The 20,624-nt window shown below is 62.2% G+C and carries 17 protein-coding genes; 15 read left to right on the plus strand and 2 right to left on the minus strand.

Annotated features, from left to right (window positions below; translation table 11 throughout):
- Positions 1-450: 450 nt before the first annotated feature.
- Positions 451-2,385 carry a hypothetical protein gene (locus tag SINAC_RS39520; protein WP_154673850.1) on the plus strand — a complete coding sequence of 645 codons (1,935 nt, stop codon included), beginning with the start codon at positions 451-453 and terminating at the stop codon, positions 2,383-2,385.
- Here the strand turns inward: SINAC_RS39520 and SINAC_RS00825 are convergent.
- Entirely contained in the window at positions 2,270-3,514 is a 1,245-nt protein-coding gene (locus tag SINAC_RS00825) for an ISAzo13-like element ISSiac3 family transposase (protein WP_015243809.1), read from the minus strand. The two genes, SINAC_RS39520 and SINAC_RS00825, sit on opposite strands and share 116 nt — an antisense overlap.
- 137 nt (positions 3,515-3,651) lie before the next feature.
- On the opposite strand from SINAC_RS00825, the gene SINAC_RS00830 reads away from it, so the two are divergent.
- The 14 genes from SINAC_RS00830 to SINAC_RS00890 all read left to right on the plus strand — a co-directional run bounded on the left by SINAC_RS00830 (position 3,652) and on the right by SINAC_RS00890 (position 19,758).
- Entirely contained in the window at positions 3,652-5,871 is a 2,220-nt protein-coding gene (locus SINAC_RS00830) for a hypothetical protein (protein ID WP_015243810.1), read from the plus strand.
- Between the two features lie 77 nt (positions 5,872-5,948).
- The gene (locus SINAC_RS00835; RefSeq protein ID WP_157579401.1) at positions 5,949-7,196 is read left to right on the plus strand and encodes a patatin-like phospholipase family protein; all 1,248 of its coding nucleotides are present in this window, start codon (positions 5,949-5,951) and stop codon (positions 7,194-7,196) included.
- A gap of 210 nt (positions 7,197-7,406) precedes the next feature.
- Positions 7,407-8,345, plus strand: coding sequence for a hypothetical protein (locus SINAC_RS00840; RefSeq protein ID WP_015243812.1), 939 nt, complete (start codon positions 7,407-7,409; stop codon positions 8,343-8,345).
- A 224-nt stretch (positions 8,346-8,569) separates the two neighbouring features.
- Complete coding sequence (argH, locus tag SINAC_RS00845; RefSeq protein ID WP_015243813.1) at positions 8,570-9,964, plus strand: argininosuccinate lyase; 1,395 nt, start codon at positions 8,570-8,572, stop codon at positions 9,962-9,964.
- 17 nt (positions 9,965-9,981) lie between these two features.
- Positions 9,982-10,713, plus strand: a complete 732-nt coding sequence (locus tag SINAC_RS00850; protein ID WP_052315655.1) for a hypothetical protein — start codon at positions 9,982-9,984, stop codon at positions 10,711-10,713.
- Between the two features lie 44 nt (positions 10,714-10,757).
- Entirely contained in the window at positions 10,758-13,079 is a 2,322-nt protein-coding gene (locus SINAC_RS00855; RefSeq protein ID WP_237722817.1) for a HEAT repeat domain-containing protein, read from the plus strand.
- A gap of 173 nt (positions 13,080-13,252) precedes the next feature.
- Entirely contained in the window at positions 13,253-14,389 is a 1,137-nt protein-coding gene (locus SINAC_RS00860; protein ID WP_015243815.1) for a sigma-54 interaction domain-containing protein, read from the plus strand.
- A 7-nt stretch (positions 14,390-14,396) separates the two neighbouring features.
- Positions 14,397-15,284 carry a DNA-methyltransferase gene (locus SINAC_RS00865; protein ID WP_015243816.1) on the plus strand — a complete coding sequence of 296 codons (888 nt, stop codon included), beginning with the start codon at positions 14,397-14,399 and terminating at the stop codon, positions 15,282-15,284.
- A 111-nt stretch (positions 15,285-15,395) separates the two neighbouring features.
- Positions 15,396-15,491, plus strand: coding sequence for a hypothetical protein (locus SINAC_RS39525; RefSeq protein WP_237722419.1), 96 nt, complete (start codon positions 15,396-15,398; stop codon positions 15,489-15,491).
- Entirely contained in the window at positions 15,454-15,870 is a 417-nt protein-coding gene (locus SINAC_RS00870) for a hypothetical protein (RefSeq protein ID WP_081578274.1), read from the plus strand. Before SINAC_RS39525 ends, SINAC_RS00870 begins: the two co-directional genes overlap by 38 nt.
- Positions 15,871-16,835: 965 nt before the next feature.
- A complete protein-coding gene (locus tag SINAC_RS00875) occupies positions 16,836-17,048 on the plus strand; it encodes a hypothetical protein (RefSeq protein ID WP_015243817.1) in 213 nt (70 codons plus the stop codon).
- Between the two features lie 174 nt (positions 17,049-17,222).
- A complete protein-coding gene (locus SINAC_RS00880) occupies positions 17,223-18,275 on the plus strand; it encodes a DUF1559 domain-containing protein (protein ID WP_015243818.1) in 1,053 nt (350 codons plus the stop codon).
- A 177-nt stretch (positions 18,276-18,452) separates the two neighbouring features.
- Entirely contained in the window at positions 18,453-18,845 is a 393-nt protein-coding gene (locus SINAC_RS00885) for a DNA-methyltransferase (RefSeq protein ID WP_020467070.1), read from the plus strand.
- Positions 18,846-18,927: 82 nt separating this feature from the next.
- Positions 18,928-19,758: a DUF4058 family protein gene (locus SINAC_RS00890; RefSeq protein ID WP_015243819.1), complete on the plus strand. Its 831-nt coding sequence runs from the start codon at positions 18,928-18,930 to the stop codon at positions 19,756-19,758.
- Between the two features lie 64 nt (positions 19,759-19,822).
- On the opposite strand, the gene SINAC_RS00895 is transcribed toward SINAC_RS00890, so the two are convergent.
- On the minus strand, positions 19,823-20,533 hold the full coding sequence (locus tag SINAC_RS00895) for a class I SAM-dependent methyltransferase (RefSeq protein WP_015243820.1): 711 nt from the start codon (positions 20,531-20,533) through the stop codon (positions 19,823-19,825).
- Positions 20,534-20,624 lie beyond the last annotated feature (91 nt).

The following is a 20,624-nucleotide window of genomic DNA, read 5'->3' on the forward strand; positions in this document are numbered from 1 at the left end:
TTGCTCCCGTGCGGTTCGGGGCAGGCCCTGTTTCGCATTCCACCAGGCTTTGGTGGCCGTTCTTAGTCGCCCGGCGCCGTTCGGCGTGGGCCAATCTTGGTCAATTCGTCCACCGTCAGGTCGTTGGTTGTCCAGTATTCAATGTTTCTATCGCGGAAGATGATTTTGAAGGTGCGAATTGCCCTGAAGCCCTCTAGGTAGGCGACTGCCACTTCAATGACGGGGCGTGAACCCTGACAGTTGAGAGCTGTCTTCCGAACGAGAGCGAGACGAGCAATCCCCGCTACGCCACTGAATTGAGATGCTGGCTTCAAGGACCTCTCTCGGGTTGCGTTGAGGGCCCCGTGGGCCCTCGACGGCCGTGCCCCTCAGCCTTGTGCCTGGCCATTGTGCCGCAGCGATAGGTTTCCACATGAATTCATGAATTGATTATATGCCATGGAGTGCCCCATGAGCGACGCCCGATCTAAATCCGGCGGGTCATCCACGTCGTGGTCGTTTCCGGCAATGATCGCCGCCGTACTGGCGCTGTTTGGGCTTTCGAACTTTTCCGGCAATCCAGAGACCCAAGCCAGCCGTGGGGAGGCCGTATCCACAGCTTTGCCGTCGGCCGATCCCGCTAATGCAGCAATACGGACTCAGGATAAGACCCAGATGGAAATCCTTCTGGATTCCCACCGTCTCGACGAGGGCCAGGGGGGCAGCCCTGGTGCGATGAAGCTCCAAATCCTCGAGCCCTTGTTCCAGTTTTACGCCGCTCGCTTGGCACGCCTTGGCGATCAACAGCGGCGAGACTTGAGGGCCGATGGCCAGGAGGGGAAACTCGACCCCAACAAGGTCGTCGCATGGATGACAGATCAATCATGCAATGGCGATGAATTGAAGGTGCTGGTCAGTTTGGTCCCTGACCCCGCCCGTTCGGGCTCCGCCTACCGCTTTGACAGCACGATCACTGCCATGCTGTTGGCCTTGCGTAACGCCGGCTTTGTACTCGACAACTACCGGCTCAACTGGAAGAGTGCCGCTGGTCGCAGCATTGACTTGCAGACCGTCGAGCCAACTCCGGGCCGGGTGCGGATCAGCCTGCCCGGGGGGGCCAGCGATACTTTTCGCCGTCTTCCGGGTGCAATCCTTCTGCGCAAACAGAAGCTCCCGGAACTCCCGGCAAATGCGCAGGTGGCCAGGGTCAAGCATGCCAATCCCGCGCCACACGAGTTGGTGCTTATGCTGCTCGTGCCGGAAACTCCTGTCGTGGGCGTCGATACCGGGATTCTCCAAACGAGCCTCGACATCGCCCGCGAGTGCGAGCGCCAACAGGGACGCCGGACTGTCCGGATCATTGGCCCCCACTTCTCGGGATCGACCTCCTCAATTCTACGTACCCTTATTTCCTGGCTGCGGAATCTGGCGCCGTTACCGCCCGGAGCCGTGGAGTGTGACCTCACCAAGGTTCATTGGATCAACGGTGGCGCCGTCTCGTTGGATATCGATCAAATCCAGTGCACGTTCGATAGCTCGGTCGGCAAGGAGCGGGTCGTCCTGGAGAATGTCATTTACGGCTCCGACGATATGGATGAGGCCCTCCTTTCTTATCTGAAGAAACAAGCCAGCCCCGTATTTGGCAACAATCGGATTGCCTTCCTGACCGAAGAGACCACTGGATACGGCCAGTTGGCGACGTTAGGTCATTTGCCGAATAACGCTTCCGCTTCGTATGCATCGAGAAGTATTGAAAAATTCGATGCTTACCGCTTTACGTTCCCACTCTACATCTCCGAGATTCGCCGCCGTTACGCCCGCCAAGGCTCGAGTGGAGGCCAGTCGTCCCTCACGCTACGCACGGCCGAGCGGCTACGATTCGACGAAGACGAGGGAACGGACAAGCCTGAATTTGTACGTCCAGAGTCGCCTGCTTTCAACTCGGCGAGCGACGAACTTCGTCTGCTTCGGGTCGCCGAGCAGATTAACCGGCATGGCATCCGGATCGTCTGGCTCTCAGCGACCGATTTACGTGATCGCCTTTTTCTCGCGGAGTTCCTCCGGATCCACTGCCCCGACGTGCAGATTATCAGTCCGGTGGCCGATCCGCCATTCACGCACAACCAGCGGATCAGCCGGCTGCGGGGGCTCCTCTTTGCCTCAACCCATCCGATGTGGGATGAAGGTGAGAAACGCCATTTCTTGACGCTTCCGGAACACCCCGCCTTCGGTACTTATAATGCGACTATCGCCCACCTCTGCGAGCTTAGGGCTTGCGCAAAAATAACTTTTACAATTTTTGGGAGCGTGACTTCTTTATACGCGGCGCGATGGTGTAGTTCCAATCTCCGTGAAACTCGTGCCGTTCCAGACACAGCGCCGCCAGTTCCGTATCGCTCACCTTGATCTCGAGGGGGTAATGATTCGTATCCAGTACCGCCTTCACGATCAGGCCGCTCTTGGTCGTTGTGGCGGCGATCAAGTTAATGATTGCCTGATGGCTGACCAACGGCTTTCCTCGCCAATTCTGCGTGATGAAGCTGAACAACCGGTGCTCGATCTTGTTCCATTTACTCGTGCCCGGCGGGAAATGGCTCACCGAGAGCATCAAACCAAGATCATCGGCCAAGGCCTGAAGCGACACCTTCCAGAGGCGCGTCCGATGCCCATTGCTCCCACCGCCATCAGCGGTGATCAGCAATTCGGTGGCCCGGGGAAAGCGTTCACGGCCCATCTCCTGCCACCAGCGGCGGATGCTGTGGGTGGCGAATTGGGCCGTGTCATGATCAATCCCCACGCTGACCCAACCCTGGTCGTTGACCATGTCGTACACGCCGTAGGGGATCGCCTTGCCCAGGGTCTTATCCAGGAAGTCATGGACTCGGACCTCCTCGGGTTCCCCCTGCGGATGCCATTCCCGTCCACCGTTCTTGAAGTCGCCCACCAACTCCTTCTTCTTGGTGTCGACCGAGATCGCCGGTTGCCCCCGGGCCAGCGCTCGGCCAACGCTGGCGTTGATGTACTCGAACTGGGCGTTGCGGTCGGGATGCGCGACTCCCTCCCGAGTCTTTCGATTCGCCTGCAAGCTGTACCCTGCCTCGTGAAGCAATGTGGCCACGGTTCGCGGTCCCACGCCGTGGTTTTGCCGCGACAGCTCCTCGGCCAGCCGCCGCGTGCTCTTACAGGTCCATCGCAACGGCGACTCGGGATCACCTCGCGTCACGGGGTCGAGCAACGACTCCAACGCGGCCATCAATCCGGGGTCAGACTTCGCCGCTGTCGGCCGACCACCGCCCGGCCGACGCACCCGAGTCCCTTCGACCGTGCGTTGCGCAATCGGTCGCTCAAGCTCCCGCATCCCAGCCGAGATCGTCGGACGAGACAGTCCGGTGGCATGGGCCACGAGCGAGACACCACCCCAGCCCAACTCCTTCGCCTCCGCTGCCGCCCACTGCCGGCGGCGTCTCTCGTCCATCTCGGGGGAAAGCAGATGGAATTTCCGTTGAATCTGTGCGATGACAAGAGGATCGTACATCCTCTTATTATCGCAGAAACAGACATAGATGCCAAGCTTGATTTGAAAAGGTTGTTTTTGCGCAAGCCCTTAGCCCATTTGAGGGATATGATGGGTTCCTGGCCGATTATGATTGGTCCGGCCCGAAGCGGAAGGCAATGGGCCCCGCCTTGTGGGTTACGGTTGCCAGCCAGAAGGGGCATTTCCCACTCCAGGTGATCGTCCCGCCCGTTCCGCCCAAGGGGGCCGATGCGCGAGGTGGGCAGTATGCCGGTAGCCTGTGGCTTCCTGAGAACGTCTGGAAGGGGTTTCGCCTACGATTGATGCCTTTCGTTCGCGACGTCAGTGGCATTCCGACAGAGGGTAAGAAGCTCCTCGTCGTCGCCAACGTGGGGAATGTGCTCCACTTCCGTGGCTTCGGCGATGATGGCAAGGTTGTCGTGAAGACGGACGAGACAAGCTTGAAGGCACATGCCGAGTCGATTGCCGATCTCAAAAAGCAACTCGAGAGTCTGTGGTTTGCCCCCCAGCTTACGGAAGGACAGAGCGTCAAGATCTTCGGCGCAGTGACATCAATTGCCGCTCATACGCGGTGGCCCCGCGATTCCTCGGTCATGAACATTCGGTGGCCGCGCAGTTGGTTCACGTTCCAGCGCTTGTCGCTGACGAGTGGGGTCTCATGGGTCCTACCGCTCCTCTTCGGTATCGCGGCAATCTTGACGTGCTGGTTATGCCTCGCCAAGAACGAGCGGATCCGCCGCGATTACCTTGATTTTCGGTCCTGCTATCCCCTTCCTTGTCCTGGGGCTGATCGTCAGACCCCCATGGCGGATCTGCTTGCCTGTTCTGCGCAGCAGGCGGAGGAATTGACGGCATTGGCCGATCCAAAGACGGCCTTGATGTATCGGCACCCTGGGCTTGTCGTGCTCGCCTTCGGGACCTTTCTCTTCATGGGATTTTACACTGAGTTCTCCGCACACAACCTCTCTAACAACAATTGGTTGCTTAATGTCTTCGTGATGATGCTGATGCTTACGTATGCGAGTTCGGAGGTCTTCCAACGGTGGAAGATCCATCCCGTTACTACGGATTCGCCGCCGATCTGGCCCTTCTTTTTCATCGCCTTGTTGGGCAGCGCTTTCGTCTGGTGCTGTTTTCAACTGGCCTACCTGGATCTTGCCTCCGACGATTCGAACGAGTTCGAGGCCGTACAACTCGTGGTGGCCGCCTTGGGCTGTCTCGTCTTGCTCGTCGTCGCCTGGAGGGCGATCACTCGCGTGGAAGGGAGTGCGGCGGGTGCCGCCCAAGTGTCGACTTCGAGCGACGGCTGCCGCGAGGCCAAGACGGTTCCACCGTCGGTCATTTTCGGGGTCATCCTGGGGGGCACTCTGCTCGGATACCTGACGTTCTCCATGGTGACCATGGAGCCGACGCCCTTCGTGTCGCTACTCTTGATGCTCGTGCTCGCCTTTCTCTACGGGGCCGTGATCCATGAGGCGCTCTATCTGCGAGAGTACTGGACGTGTCTGAATGCGCTGACAGTCTCGGTGCTGAGCCTTCCCCTCGGCACGGCGCTCGACCGTCTGCCACGTCGGCTGACGTCCCGGCTGGGTAGCTTCAGTGAAGCTTGGGAGGGCCACGCTGATCGCGAACTGACGGAGCGGTTCCGGCACGTCCGCGAGACCCTGGGTTTGATCTTGGCTGAGGACGCTCTCTCAACCGCACCGCCTACCGAGCTACTTGTACGGCGCGAAGACCTCAAGGAGGTCAAGAACGCGCTTGATTCGGCGAAGTTGTCGAACGCGGGGACCACAGCACAGGTCAGCCGGGCCTTGACACGGCTCCTTGCCCCCGTCTGGTCGCTTCGGGGCCCCCTTGAGGGCTTCGCCGATCAAGGATCCCAAAGGTCCGAGTCGAGTGGCTCTTCCACGGGGCCAGAGGGGGACGCTGAGTCTCGGGTGGTATTGTCGGCCCGCTCGGTAGAGGTCGGCGAGATGTACCTCTCGCTTGAAGTGATCCGTTATTTGAACCGCCACCTCGACATCCTTTGGATCCGGGTCAGCGCACTGACCGTTTTGACGATCCTGCTCATGGCCACGGTCAATTGCTATCCGTATCAGCCGGCCGGAACGCTGTTTCAGTGGACCTTGCTTGTCGTTGTGCTGGCCCTGGTGATGATCGTCCGCGTGCTTGTGGGATTTAACTGCAACGAGCTCATTTCGCGTGTGAACAAGATCCCGGTCGACCGCTCGCTCTGGAACCTTGACTTCCTGGGCAAGCTGGTTGCCTATGTCGGGCCGGTACTCGCCTTGCTTGCCGCGCTCTCGGTGGGCATGTCAGATCTGATCCGGCTCGTATTGGGCCCGCTGAGCCCCTGAGCGGAACGGTTTCCCTCCTTTTGTTTATAAGAGAGAAAATTATGATGAATAATGGAAAATTGAGTGCTCATGATTTTATGATGTATCCTCTCCGGCCTGGGGGGCCGACGGTCGCCGAGGCGGTCGAGAGACTGCGACACCAGGTTGCCCACAAGGAGTTCAGCGATGTGATCGACGACGCCGGGTATCAATACGTTGACCTGGTACTGCAAGGTGGGGGGATCCTTGGCATCGCCCTGGTGGGTTACATCTATGTTCTGGAGCAGGCTGGCCTTCGTTTCCTCAGTTTGGCGGGGTCATCGGCCGGGGCGATCAATACCTTGCTGATCGCGGCTTTGGGGCCTCCCGTTGCGGCCAAGAGCGAGGCAATGCTGAAGCATCTCGCCAATCTGGACGCCCGGGAATTTCTCGATGGGCGATTCTTTGCCCGAGGCGCGTCGTTGGCGCTCGCCCGCGGGGCGGGTAAGCTCTCGGTCGTCAGTCAACTGTCTTTGGCCCTCCCCGGCCTGCTCAAGCACTACGGCCTCCACCCCGGCAAGCGCTTCCTGGGATGGGTCGACGAAATTCTGCGATCGGAAAATGTCGATACTGCTGCCAAGCTGCGGGCACGGATGGGGACTTGCCCGCCAGGTCTGCGGGCGAGAACCGGTCGGGAGGAGCGGTCGTTCGAGTGCCGTATCCCTGGCCGCCTTGCAATCGTTACCGTCGACGTGGTCACCAAGACCAAGTTCGTCTTCCCCGAGATGTCCGCGCTGATCTTTGACGACCCCGACGAGGTGTCGCCATCGACCTTTGTCCGGGCCTCAATGTCGATTCCCTGGTTCTTCCACCCGAGTCGTACGCGAGGCCGTCGCGATGAGGCGCAACGGGCCTTGTGGGTAGAGTTGGCCGGGTACCAGGGGGAGCTGCCGGATCATCACCTCTTTGTCGACGGGGGCATCGTCTCTAACTTCCCAATCAACATTTTCCATCGCCCGGATGTTGTCCCGTTCGCCCCGACATTGGGGGTCCGGCTAGGGATTGAGCGGCATGCCACGAATACCTCCTCATTCAGCCGTTTCACCAAGGCCACGGTCGACGCTGCCAGGCAGGCCCTCGACTTTGACTTTCTCTTCCGCAACCCGGATTATCAGCACCTGATCGGCACGGTTGAGACCGAGGGTTTCAACTGGCTCAATTTCGAGTTGGGTCCTCAAGAGAAGCTTGGCCTGTTCGCCCGAGGAGTGGAGGCCGCAGTGGAGTTCCTCACCAGTTTTGACTGGGGAAAATATAAGGAGGTCCGTTTCAGCCTCGCCGAAGCCGACCGGCGGTCACGGGGGATATAGGTGTCGAAGAAGTGGTTACATCGCGATCGAAAGTACTGTCGGCTTTTCTCGCAGCTCATTGCGGTTCATCTCCGATTGCTGAAGAATGGGCCTTGCTGGTCACACGGCGTATTGCCGCCGGGGGCAGATCAGTTCCCTCTTTGTTCTGTTTGAATGTCATGTCAGACCCATCGGTGACCCCTCCACCGGACTTGGGACGGAGACGCATTGATGAATCGCGTTTATACGTTCCGCGTGGCGGCTAGCCTGGCCGTTGTTGTCCTGTCGGCGGTGGCGCCGTTCTCGAGGGCTCGAGCGCAAGCCCCCGGGAGAGATCAAGGGGCTTCAGGGCAGACCGAGAGCCTGGCCGGCCTGGCACGTACGATGGGCTCGGGGCCTCAAGCCCCCATTACGATCCTCATGGCGCCTGCGGTTCAGCGGGAGCTGAAGCTTACCGATGCTCAGAAGCACAAGATCTTCGGCCTCTCCGTCTCCGCGACCCAGAAACAGCGCGATCAATTCCAATCGATTTTCCTCGGGGGAGACGGCGCGGGAGGGATGAATAATCCCCAGGGGATGCTGGCCGCCCGCGACGGCCTGCGGCGGGAGAACGATCAGGCGATCAGCCGGATTCTCGAGGACAGCCAGAAGGAACGGTTCAACCAGATCGTCCTCCGCACCGAGGGGCCTTTGGCCGTCGCCCGGCCGGACGTTGCCGCCAAGCTCGGGCTGAAAGACACCCAGCGCCAGTATGTGCAGTCGATCATGACGCAGATGCAGCAGAACCAGTTCCTCTTGTTCGCGAGAATGCGTCAAGGGGCCGCGATGGGCCAGGTGGGCCCTGGCCAGGCCGCCCAGCTCCGCCAGATGATGGAGAAGGCTCGTGACGGCGCCGTTCAGCAGTTGAGCAAGGTGATCGACGCCAAGCAGAAGGCCGCCTTCAACAAGATGCTCGGCGAGCCCTTCGACCTCGCGAAGCTCGACCCCGATGCCACTCCGAAGGCCGATGCCGACCCCGAGGCTCCGGCTGCCTCCACCCCGAAGCCGAGCCAGGACCCGGTAACTGCCGAGGCCAGCGCCGACGAAGCTTCGACGTCCGAGAAGGCCGCCAAGAGTTCCCCCCGCTCCGCCCGGAAGAAAGGGCGTTCCAAGGCGAAGACTACCCAATGATCGAGACTTTCTGATTGACCGACGATCCATCGTCGGGCCTTTCTTCAGGCGAGCCCACGCTTTCCGCTCGCCTGATGCGACCGGCAAGGAATGGCCGGCCATTGCCCTTCACTTCCCCCAAGCCCGTACCCTCTCTGGTTGACACTCCGTGTCACGCTGCCTACGATGGAGTTGTTTTGTGCTGTGATATTGCGCATTGCGGGACGGTTGAGAGGTGATGACGGGTGGCCAGCAAACCTTGGGGCGGACGCTTCGGCGAGAAAACGGATCGTCGCGTCGAACAGTTCACGGAATCGATCTCCTTTGATCGTCGACTCTTCGAGCACGACATCAGGGCCTCGATCGCGCACGCCGAGATGCTGGCTCATGTTGGTTTGATCACTCACGATGAGTGCCAGCAAATTGTGCGGGGTCTGTCGGATATCCGGGCTGAGATCGAGGCGGACCAGTTCGAGTTCGTCCTCGAACGTGAGGACGTGCATATGCACGTTGAGGCTGCCTTGATCGATCGGCTCGGGGATGTGGGGCGCAAGCTGCACACGGCCCGGAGCCGCAACGACCAGGTTGCCACTGATGTCAAGCTCTGGGTTCGCGACGGGTTGGACCGGATCGGCGCGCGGCTGACCGATCTCCAGCGCGCCCTGGTGGACGCGGCCGAGCGGCACCGCGAGGTGATCTTGCCCGGTTACACCCACCTCCAGCGCGCCCAGCCGGTGCTCGCCCCGCACTATTTCCTCGCCTACGTCGAGAAGTTCGCCCGCGACCGCGACCGGCTGACCGACACGCGCAGGCGGCTCAATGTCTTGCCCCTGGGGGCCGCCGCCTTGGCCGGCACAACTCTGCCGATCGACCGCGACCACGTCGCCAAGGCGCTCGGGTTCGAGGGGGTGGCGGCCAACAGCATGGACGTCTCCAGCGACCGTGACTTTGCCCTGGAGTCGGTCTTCGACCTGACGATGATTGCCGAGCACCTCTCGGGCTGGGCGGAGGAGTGGGTTCTTTGGAGCACCCAGGAGTTCTCGTTCCTGGCCTTGCCCGACGCGATCTGCACCGGCAGCAGCATCATGCCCCAGAAGAAGAACCCCGACGTCCTCGAGCTGATTCGCGGGCGGACTGCCCGGGTCATCGGTGCGCTCAACACCCTGCTCGTGCTCATCAAGGGGCTGCCGCTCGCTTACAATCGCGACCTCCAAGAGGATAAGGAACCGATCTTCGACGCGTTCGACACGGTCGAGGCCTGCCTTGAACTGGCGGCCGTTGTCGTCGCAGGGGCGACTCTTCGCGCGGACCGGATCGCCGAGCGGCTCGACGAAGGCTTCCTCGACGCCACCACGCTCATGGAATACCTGATCAGCCAAGGGGTTCCCCAGCGTTCCGCGCACGAGGTCATCGGCCACCTGGTCAGCCTCTGCGAACAAAAAGGGTGCCGCCGCCTGGTCGACCTGCCCGATGACGATTTCGCCAAGGCCCACCCGAACCTCGGGCCCGGGGTCAAAAGCGTGCTGGGGGTCGCCAACGCCGTCAAGGCGTTCCGGTCCCACGGCTCAACCGCACCCGACCAGGTCGAGAAACAACTGGCCGCCTGGAAGACTCGGCTCTTGCCCTCGTCCGGATCCTGAGCGTCACGATGATCGGCATGCACATGCACATCGGCTCGCAGATCAAGACCACCAATCCTTGCCACGACGCGGTGGTCCAAGGGAAAGGGGGCGAGATCGTCGCCCGGTTGCGCAAGATGGGCGGTTCGGTTGCGTGGTGCGACATGGGAGGCGGGTTCGCGATCAACGACCGAGGCCACCAGACGCGACCGATCGCCGAGTTCGCCAAGCGGATTTTGCCCGGGATTCAAGCCAAAGGCTGTCGTTTCGCGATGGATCCGGGGCGGGTGCTCGCCGGTAACGCCGGCATCCTGGCCAGTCGTGTGTTATATACCAAGCAGTCGGGAGAGAAGCGGTTCCTGATCCAGGACGCCGCGATGAATGACCTGATCCGGCCGGCGCTCTCCGCATCGTTCCCCCGGGTCGGGCCCGTCACGGTCCCTGTCGGTCGGCCTGCCCGCCCCTCTCGACGACTCCGAGGCCGCGATCGCGGGGACCGAGCCCTGGGACGTGGTCGGACCTGGACCCATGTCTTGCGAGAGCGGAGACCTCCTGGCCAAAGACTGTGCCTTTTGCCCTGCCCCGGCTCGACCGGGACGATCTGCTGGCGGCCTTCTCGGCAGGCGCCTTTGGCATGGTCATGGCCTCCAACGACAACACGCGCTACCGAGATCCTCGTCGATGGGGTGGCCGTCCGCCTGGCCCGCCGCCGTGAAACCGATGGAGGATCTGGTTCTTCAGGAGCGCCTGTGAACTCGAACGTGTTGTGAACCCGACCGTCCCGTTGGCCCCGAAGCAGAGCGGACTCGACCCCATGTGCCGAAACTCGTCTTTCCGCGATCGCCTGGCGATCTCGTGCGTGGTGGCCTGCCTGGCGGCGGGAGCATCGCTCCTCCCCGGGTTCGTCGCCGACGCAAGGGGGCAAGTCCCCGGCCCCGAGACCTTCGCTAAGGAGCCGCAGACTCCGATCGAGCTCTGGGAGGCGGCCGACTACTTGCTCCGGACCGGCCAGGCCCAGCAGGCGGTCCCGTATCTCAATAAGTTCATGAAGTCCAAGCCCGACGACGCGGTCCTGCTCCAGATTCGCGACCGCTACGGCGTCGGGTCGGTCCTTCGGCTGGACAACTATCCCGAGACGCGGGCCCTGGCCCGTCCCCTCTCCTCCTTGCTGGCTGCCGCCTCGTTGCGGAGCTCGACCCGGGCCGATCGGATTCAGCGGTTCGTCAATGCCTTGACGAAGAGCTCTGAGGAGCAGGAGTATGCCGTTGAGCGGCTCCGCGAGGCCGGTCCTTACGCGGTTCCCTACCTGGTGCAGGCCCTGGACCGGGCGAACCTCCCCGCCGAGGACCGGGCACTGATCGCCTATAACATGGGGCGGCTCGACCGTTCCGCGGTCCCCCCTTTGATTGCGGTCCTCGAGAGCGCGGACGGGCGGCTGGCGGCCGATGCGGCCAACGCCCTCGGCATGATCGGTGACGTGCGAGCGGTTCCGCCTTTGACGCCCCTGGCTGCGTCGACCGAGGCAGGATCGCCCGCCCGCGCCGAGGCTCGCCGCGCCATCGCACGTTTGACGGGCCGTTCGTTCGAGGCCCAGCCCCGCTCCCCCGTTCGGGTTCTGACTGACGAGGCGCAGAAGTACCACCATCACGCCTTCCTGTTCCCTGGCGATACGGCCCTGCTCTGGGAATGGGACGCGGCTCAGAAGGTCCCTGTTCCTCGTCAGATCCCCCGGAGCGAGGCCGAAGCCTACTTCGGACAGCGACTGGCGCGTGAGGCGCTCAAACTCAATCCGGCCGATGGGCCCGCCCAGGTCGTCCTGGTGAGCCAGGCCCTGGAGAAAGCGGTCGAGAACGTGGGCCTCAAGGCCGTGACGACCACTGACCCCACGGGCGCTTTCGCCTCGGCTCTGGCCGCCGGGCCGAGCGTGTTGGGGCAGGTCCTTCAGACGGCGATCACCGACGGTAAGACGGACCTGGCTGCGGTTGCGGCGACGGCCCTGGGGCAGATTACCGACCGTGACGTTCTGACGTCAGGTCCTCGGGTCCACCCTCTGGTCGAGGCACTCTCGTCGTCGGGTCGTCGGGCTCAATTTGCCGCCGCGCGGGCTTTGGTCCAGCTCGAACCGCGCCGGCCGTTCGCCGGCTCGAGCCAGGTCGTGCCGATCCTGGCTCGGTTCGTGGCCAGCCAGCCCACGCCTCGGGCGGTCGTCATCGATGGCAACTTGGATCGTGGCAACCTGCTCGCCTCCCATCTCAAAGCCCTCGGCTACGAGCCGGATGTGGCCCGAGCCGGCGCGGAAGGCTTTCAGGCCGCGTCTGAGGGGGCCGACGTCGAGCTGATCCTGATCGACTCGCACCAGACCGGTGGACCCTGGCGACTCGTCGATATCCTGGCAAATCTGCGTGCCGATGCGCGGACGGCGGGCATTCCGGTCTACGTGGTGGGCCCGCTCAACCAACAGGTCGCGCTCGATCCGATGTTCAGGAACTACCCGGGGGTGAAGTTCCTGGTCACTCCGACCAGCCCGGCGATTCTCGAGCGGCAGCTCGGGGGCCGTCCGTCGGAGTTCTCGCCTGAGGAGCGGACCGCCTACGCTCGTGAAGCCGCCTCGCTTCTGGCCCAGGTCGCGTCGCAGCCGGGCAGCCCGTTCGAGGCCGACTTGAGGCAAGCCGAGAGCGCTCTGTCCGTCGCCTTGAACGCCCCGACGGCCGACCTGGCCGCCTCGTCCGCCTTGGGGGACGTGCCTGACGCCGGGGCTCAGCGCGGTCTTGCCGATATCGTCCTCAACGTCTCGAAGCCCATCGCGCTTCGCCTTTCATCGGCCCGGCAACTCGCCCGGAGCATCCAGCGGTTCGGACCGCTTGTGGCGGCCGACCAGGAAGCCAAGCTTCTGGCCGCGCTCGACCAGGAGCGCGAACCCGCCTTACGGATCGCCTTGGCCACGCTCATTGGCACCCTTCATCCCAAGTCGGCCCAGGCGGGCTCGCGTCTCCAGCAAGGGAGCGCTCTTCCCACGGCCCCTGTCCAGGCGACCCCGGCTCCAGAATCGGTCCCCTCTCCGCCGACTCCGGAACCCGCCGAGCCCGCGCCTGCTCCCGCCGATGAGGTCCCGCCTCCGGCGGATGCCAAGCCGTGATGTGACTCAGGACCCGAACCGATCTTCTGCCTTGCAAAGTGCCGAGGAATCGACGGATTGCTTGAACGGAACAATTGATCGAAGGAGAGGAGGGGTCCGGCCGGCCCGAAGGGCGAGCGAAGCGCTTCGCCTGTCCGAGGTGTCTGCCGGCCCTTTTGGAAGGACGCGCGGTGATGGCCACCCCTTATGATCGCTCCCCACCTCGCCCGGGAGGAGATACTCCTCTGCCGGGCGTGATCGGTTCGAGCCCGGCAATGCTCGAGGTCTTCCGGACCACCCGGCAAGTCGCTCCCTCGCGCGCTTGTGTGTTGATCGTTGGCGAGACCGGGACCGGTAAGGAACTGATCGCCCGCGCCATCCACGATCTTAGCCCGAGATACTCCGGCCCCTACATTCGCGTCAACTGCGGGGCCCTGACCGAGAGCCTGCTCGAGAGCGAGCTGTTCGGTCACGTCAAGGGCTCGTTCACGGGGGCTGTGGACAACCGAACCGGCCGATTTGAAGCTGCGCACACCGGCAGCATCTTCCTCGACGAGATCAACAGCACCTCTCCCAAGCTGCAAGTCAAGCTGCTCCGCGTCCTCCAGGAGGGTGAGTTCGAGCGGGTCGGCGACACGAACACCAAGAAGGTCGACACCCGGATCATCGCGGCGACCAACCGCGACCTGCTCGACGAGATCGACTCCGGTCGGTTCCGTGAAGACTTGTATTACCGACTCAACGTCGTGCCGATCTACCTGCCCGCGTTGCGCGAGCGCCGGGACGATATCGGCTCATTGGTCGAATCGTTCCTGAAGCGGTACGCCGATCAGAATCGCCGCGACGTGCGCCGGGTCCACCCCGAGGCGATGCGCCTGCTCCGCGATCACGACTGGCCGGGCAACGTTCGCGAGCTTCAGAACTACGTCGAACGCGCCGTGATTCTGGGCGAAGGTCCTGAGCTGACCGTCGAGCATCTGCCCCCTCAATTGCGCGGGGTCGCGGCCCCGCGCCCGATCCGGTCGCGCGGGGGCGACCTCACCGCCATGACCTCCGAACTGGTCCGCCAGGGGGTCCGCGCGGCCGGCCCGCAGGCCAACGACCTTCACAAACGGATCGTCGATCAGGTCGAGCGCGAGCTGATCCAGCAGGTCCTCCAGTCCTGTGAGCGGGTTCAGATCAAGGCCGCCGCCCGCCTGGGCATCAATCGAAACACATTGCACAAGAAGCTAGCGCAATACCGAATCGACGGCGACGAAAACAGCGTCGGCAACGGCGACGGTCACGGCCCTGACGGCTCGGACGCGTCCTCGGCCGGTGACGAGGAGTAAGCGAATCATGCCCGCGGCCCCCACCCCCAGCCTGGCGCTTGACCGTCTCTACCAAGGGGACTGCCTGGAGAATATCCGGCAGGTCGAGTCGGGGTCGATCGACCTTGTGTTCGCCGACCCCCCCTTCAACATCGGCTACGCCTACGACGTCTACGATGACAGCCGCAGCGCCGACCAGTACCTCGCCTGGACCGAGCTTTGGGCCAAAGAGGTCACGCGGGTCCTCAAGCCGACCGGCACTTTCTGGCTGGCCATCGGCGACGAGTATGCGGCCGAGCTCAAAGTGGCCTTCCACCGTGGCCAAGGGCTGACGTTGCGGAACTGGGTGATCTGGTACTACACGTTCGGGGTCCACTGCAAGAAGAAGTTCAGCAGAAGCCACGTCCACCTGTTCTACTTCGTCAAGGACGGCAAGCGTTTCCTGTTCAACGACCATGACATCCGCGTCCCCTCCGCGCGGCAGCTCGTCTACGCCGACGCCCGTGCCGACCCCAAAGGCCGCGTGCCGGACGATACCTGGATCCTTCGCCCCCAGGACTTGCCCGAAGGTTTCGCCCCCGACAGCGACACCTGGTACGTCCCGCGGGTCTGCGGCACGTTCAAGGAGCGTGCCGGGTGGCACGGCTGCCAGATGCCTGAGCAACTCCTCGGCCGGATCATCCGCACCTGCTCCAACGAGGGGGATATCGTCCTCGACCCGTTCGCGGGCAGCGGTACGACGTTGGTTGTGGCCAAGAAGCTTGGTCGTAAGTACCTGGGCTTCGAGCTCTCTCCGGACTATGCGGCCCAGATTGAGAGCCGTCTCGAAGCCGCCCATGTGGGGCAGCCGCTTGAAGGAGGCGCTGAGCCCCTGGTTGGTGGCAAGGTGGCCCCCGCGCGGGCGAAGCGGGCGTGACCTGTGACCGAAGGTCGGCTCTCCCTTCCCTTGATTGGATTGGGATCGAATGGGCTGTCGGTGGAACCGTGGCCCAGAGAGATCCAGACGATGCCTTCTCCCTTCCCCGGCATGCCCCTCTCTCTGGAAGCTTCGGCGATCTGGCCGGATCTTCATGATGTGTTGGCGAGTGAGATCGGCGACGAACGCGCCGCTCGCCCAGCTTGAGCACACTTGGCAACTCAAGCATCTCCGCATCCCGACACAAGCGAGCGGCCTCGACGAAACCGGTTCGCTGGGCCGGCTTGAGGAACTCCCTGTTGGCATAGCCTCATCGACAGCGATCCACGATCGATGGCCTGGTGCCCTCCCCTGCGACCGGGCTCAGACGCTCATCTCGGCGGCGATCTTCGGCCTGGTCCGAAAGATCCATTTCGATAGGAGCTGCCGGCAGCTTGGGCATACCCATCTCTCGGGTGGGGATCTGCTCCAGAGTAGGCAAACCGATAGGCCCGCTCTGCCGGTGGTGAACAACATGGCTGAGGACCACTCCACTGTGGCCATGACGAACTGCGAGTCAGCCGGTCCCGGCTCCCTGGGCCCGTAGCGTTGGGTGGGTGTGTCGTCGGCCAGGAGACAACGATCCTCGCCTGCATCGACTTGCGGCCGATGCTGTTCAAGGAAGTCTTAATTGGATTGGAACTTTTGGCCGATGCCACCAGCTCACCACCAACGGGAGACGGTGCATCATCCACGAGCTAAGAGGAATACAATAACGGTATTAATTAACCTGACTATTTGTGACGATGGATAGGTTTGGCCACAGCGCTGATCCAGGACGTCAATTGCCTACCCCGGTTATCATCGGATGAGCAACCGGGTGGATTGGTTGCTGCGCTGGCTCGATTCCCATCTGTATTGCGACCTGCACCTGCACGGCTCGACAGGTGCTGTGGAGCCCGGTGGAGCGGCTCAATGGCGAGCCATATCACCCCGAGTGGCTCCGGAACTTCCTGGCCTCGGCCTCACTCGTGAGTTATCTAAGGGCTTCCCGCGAATGCGAGATCAGTAGGAATCCTTCTGGTCTTCCTCACGAGAGATGCCTACATATTCGGGATCGCTACGACTTTTTCTTGCTTTTTCCGTCCAGCTCGATAAGGTATAGCAATTAAGTAAATCCATCGCGGCCAAAATGTGGGGAAGGTTCGGTCCAAGGTGGACCGCTTACCTCCTCGGGGCGTACCTGCGTACCAATCGAACCAAGAGCCGTTTGCTCACCCGTGGGCTCGCTCTGGACGGTTGATTCGCCTACGTATCGGCTCGGTTGCGCGCGGTCCGAGGATGTCGAGGTCGAAATCCCGGCGCGAGAAAGATTTTGGATGACCGTCCAACCTGTCTGCCGGCATCGACATAGCTCCGTGCGCGGTGACCGAAGCGACGTGAAACAATCAAGTCTTCGCGAGCTTTCTTGCAGCCAATCTCATTTTTTTTCTCGTAATTTCATCCCGTGGGCCGCGTTTGGAGGTCGAGCCGACCCCCTTGTGACCGGTCCATCCATGGAGTTTTCCGATCATGCCTCTCAAGCTTTTCGTTGGTCTCGCCTTTTTGGGGCTGCTGGGACTCGGTATTTCCGGATGCTCGGGCTCGTCCGATCCGGTCGCGTCGAGCACTAAGGAATTTACCGTCGCTCCGCAGGCGACGATGACACCGGAGGAGATCGCGAAGGTTGAGCAGGATGCCATGAAGAAGCAGGCGGAAGCCGACAAGAAGGCCGGAAAACGATAATCATTCTTCCCTGGTGCCCGGCGCTGCCGATCATGGCGGCCGGGCTCCGCTTGCGGTGGCCCGGCCGATTTCGGTCGCTGAAGGCCCGGGCTCTCGGTCGTCATGTCCGGTGATTCGCTTGGATCAGGTTCGTTCTTTTTTTTTCATTGTTCCAAACTTTGGAAGGGGTTCTCCATGAAAGGCATGCAGAGACGCGGCTTCACGCTGATCGAGTTGCTGGTGGTGATCGCGATCATCGCCGTGCTGATCGCCCTGTTGCTCCCCGCCGTGCAGGCGGCCCGCGAAGCGGCCCGACGCTCGCAGTGCGTCAACAACCTGAAGCAACTCGGTCTGGCCGTCCATAACTACGAGAGCACCACCATGTGCATCGCTCCGGTGGGCACCACCTGCGGCGCACAGCGTTTCTCGATGAAGGCCCGCCTTCTCCCCTATATGGAGCAAACGGGGATCTATAACTCGTTCAACTGGAATTTCATTCCGTACAATTGGAGCACCGGCACGATCAATAATACCTGCAACGGCATCGCGTACGTCGACGATTATGCGGTTGGCAGGGCCGTGAACGTCACTGCCGGTTCGACCAAGATCGCCACCTTCCTGTGCCCCTCAGATCCGAATGTGGCCAATTCCGGCACGCAAACCATCAACGGCTTTGCCTATCCCATCGCAGCGAGCAATTACCCGACCAACGACGGCACCGAACGCCGCTATACCGGCAGTAAGACGAACGGTGCCGCCTGGTGGACGGGCGGCGACGGCAACGTCGGGATCATTCTCACCCTCGCCAGCATCACTGATGGGACGAGCAACTCGGCCGTCTTCAGCGAATTCATTAAGGGCCAATCAGGCAAGAACCTCCCGGGCCTGAACGTGGTCTGGACCAATTCCACCGCCCTCGGCGCCGGTGGCTCCGTCAAGGCCGATTCCGACGCCTGCCAGCAGGCCACGGCTATCTCGTGGGACTACAAGGGCGAATACTGGAACCACCAGGACAGCGGTCGTGGCGGGACCTACCAGCACACCAACATGCCCAACACCAAGTCCTGCTATAACGGCGGCTGGGGCTATGACGGTCAGATCTCGGCCAGTTCCTATCACTCCGGCGGGGTGAATGTCCTGTTCCTTGACGGCACCGTCCGGTTCGTCAAGAACTCGGTCTCCCCTGCTTCGTGGTATGCCATCGGCACTGTCAACCTGGGCGAGGTGGTCAGCTCGGACGCCTTCTGAATAATGGGGTAAGGGTGCAGGAGTCGACATCACCATGTCGGCTCCTGTCTTCATGGAATTTTCCTGGCTGCCCATCGGCGACGAATACGCAGCCGAACTCAAAGTGGCTTTCCACCGCCCGTCCCCTCCGCGCGGCAGCTCGTCTACGCCGACGCCCGTGCCGATCCCAAAGGCCGCGTGCCGGACGATACCTGGATCCTCCGCCCCCAGGACTTGCCCGAAGGTTTCGCCCCCGACAGCGACACCTGGTACGCCCCGCGGGTCTGCGGCACGTTCAAGGAGCGTGCCGGGTGGCACGGCTGCCAGATGCCTGAGCAACTCCTCGGCCGGATCATCCGCACCTGCTCCAACGAGGGGGATATCGTCCTCGACCCGTTCGCGGGCAGCGGTACGACGTTGGTTGTTGCCAAGAAGCTTGGTCGGAAGTATCTGGGCTTCGAACTCTCTGCGGACTACGCCGCCCAGATTGAGAGCCGTCTCGAAGCCGCCCATGTGGGGCAGCCGCTTGAAGGAGGCGCTGAGCCCCTGGTTGGTGGCAAGGTTCCTCCCGCGCGGGCGAAGCGGGCGTGACCTGTGACCGATCATGGTCGGCTCTCCCTTGATGCGATAGAATGGGCTGTCGGTGGAACCGCGGCCCAGGGAGATTCGGACGATGCCTTCCCCCTTCCCCGGCATGGACCCCTATCTGGAAGCTCCGGCGATCTGGCCGGATCTCCATGATGCGCTGGCGAGTGAGATCCGCAACGAACTCAACCAGACCCTCCCGACTCCTTACTATGCCCGCCTCGAAATGCGGCCGGAGCTTGGTATCGTCGAAGAGAGGAAGGTGACGCAGCGCATCGTCCCTGACATCACCGTCGTCCGGCATCCTCTCCCACGGCCCGCCCAAGGGGCAACGGCGGTGGTTGATCGACCTAGAAGGGAAATTTCAAGTTCAATTGATATTGTAATTCATATTGACAAGATTCGGCATCATTTTATCGAGATCCGCGACTCGCTCCAGGGCCACAAGCTCATCACCCTGATCGAGATCTTGAGCCCGTCGAACAAGCGTTCTGGCCCTGACCGCGACGCCTATCGCCGCAAGCAGCACGAGGTACTCGAAAGCGACGCCAACTTGATCGAGATCGACCTGTTGCGCAGTGGTGATCGCGTGCTTCCCGACCTCAACCTGGCCGCCATGCTCGATGAGGTCGACCCGGCCCCTGATTACGTGGTCCTGGTCAATCGGGCCTGGCGCCGCGCCGAGAGCGTCGGATACGAGGTCTTCCCCTTCAGCCTGCGGGAATGGCTCCCCTGCATTCCGGTCCCCCTGAAGCAGGAAGAATCCGAGGTGCCACTCGATCTCCAGTATGTCTTCAATCGAGCCTACGATGGTGGCCCTTACCGCCGGGGGGCCGTCGATTATGCCCGCCCTCCAAGCCCATCTCTCTCCGAAGCCGACGCCGCCTGGGCCGAGCTATTGCTCCGCGACCGAAATTAGGCTGTGGCCCCGTGTGCGGATTGCCAGAAACGGCTCCCGGCTCTCGTGTGGAGGGGCGAGGTAATTACTCGCTCTCGCGTCTTGCCCGCACGAGCAGGAAGGCAGGGCGTTGGAGCAACCGTTCATAGGCTGCGGGGGCCGCGATGCGCAATGCGTCCGTGGGGCGGGGCTCGACGACTTGCTCGGTGAGAAATCCGGTGGCGGAGAGGGCCTCAAAGATGGCGGAGAGGGGCCGCCGATAGAACCGGACCTGTCCCACATCTTCCCACGTTTCCTCGACCAACTCCGTATCGAAGTAGGCGGTGGTCCCGAGACGCTCGGCTTCGGAGCCCGGGTGATGGGTCGAGAAAACGAGGTGCCCTCCAGGGCGGAGCACCCGATGGAACTCCCGGAGTGTGGGCTCCCAGGTCGGCAGGTAATGCAGGACCAGGGGCGACACGATCACGTCGAATTGGGAATCGGCCGCGAATTGTAAGGGATGCGCGAGGTCGGCCACATGCACGACCGCTCGGTTGCCCACCCGTGCCTGGGTGTAGGCTGCGATCACGGAACTCGCATCCATCGCGGTCACGCGGGCACCACGGGCGATGAACTGCTCGCTGTACCAGCCCGAGCCGCAGCCGGCATCGAGCAGGTCACGCCCTTGAACTGGCGGCAGCAGAGCGAGCATTGCCGGACGCTCATAGAGTGCGTTGTAGGGGGAGGTATCCACCTTCGCCGCATAGGCGGCGGCAATTTGGTCGTAGAGGGGCGGGTCAGTGCGGGAAGTCGTCATCTTGGGCATCGACTCTATTCAAGCCAGGCTAAAGCCGAGAGGCGATTACAGTGTGTCCAGGTTTGTGGTGTTTTACACGATGGCGAGTCCC

This window comes from Singulisphaera acidiphila DSM 18658, assembly GCF_000242455.2.
GTDB classification, from domain to species: domain Bacteria; phylum Planctomycetota; class Planctomycetia; order Isosphaerales; family Isosphaeraceae; genus Singulisphaera; species Singulisphaera acidiphila.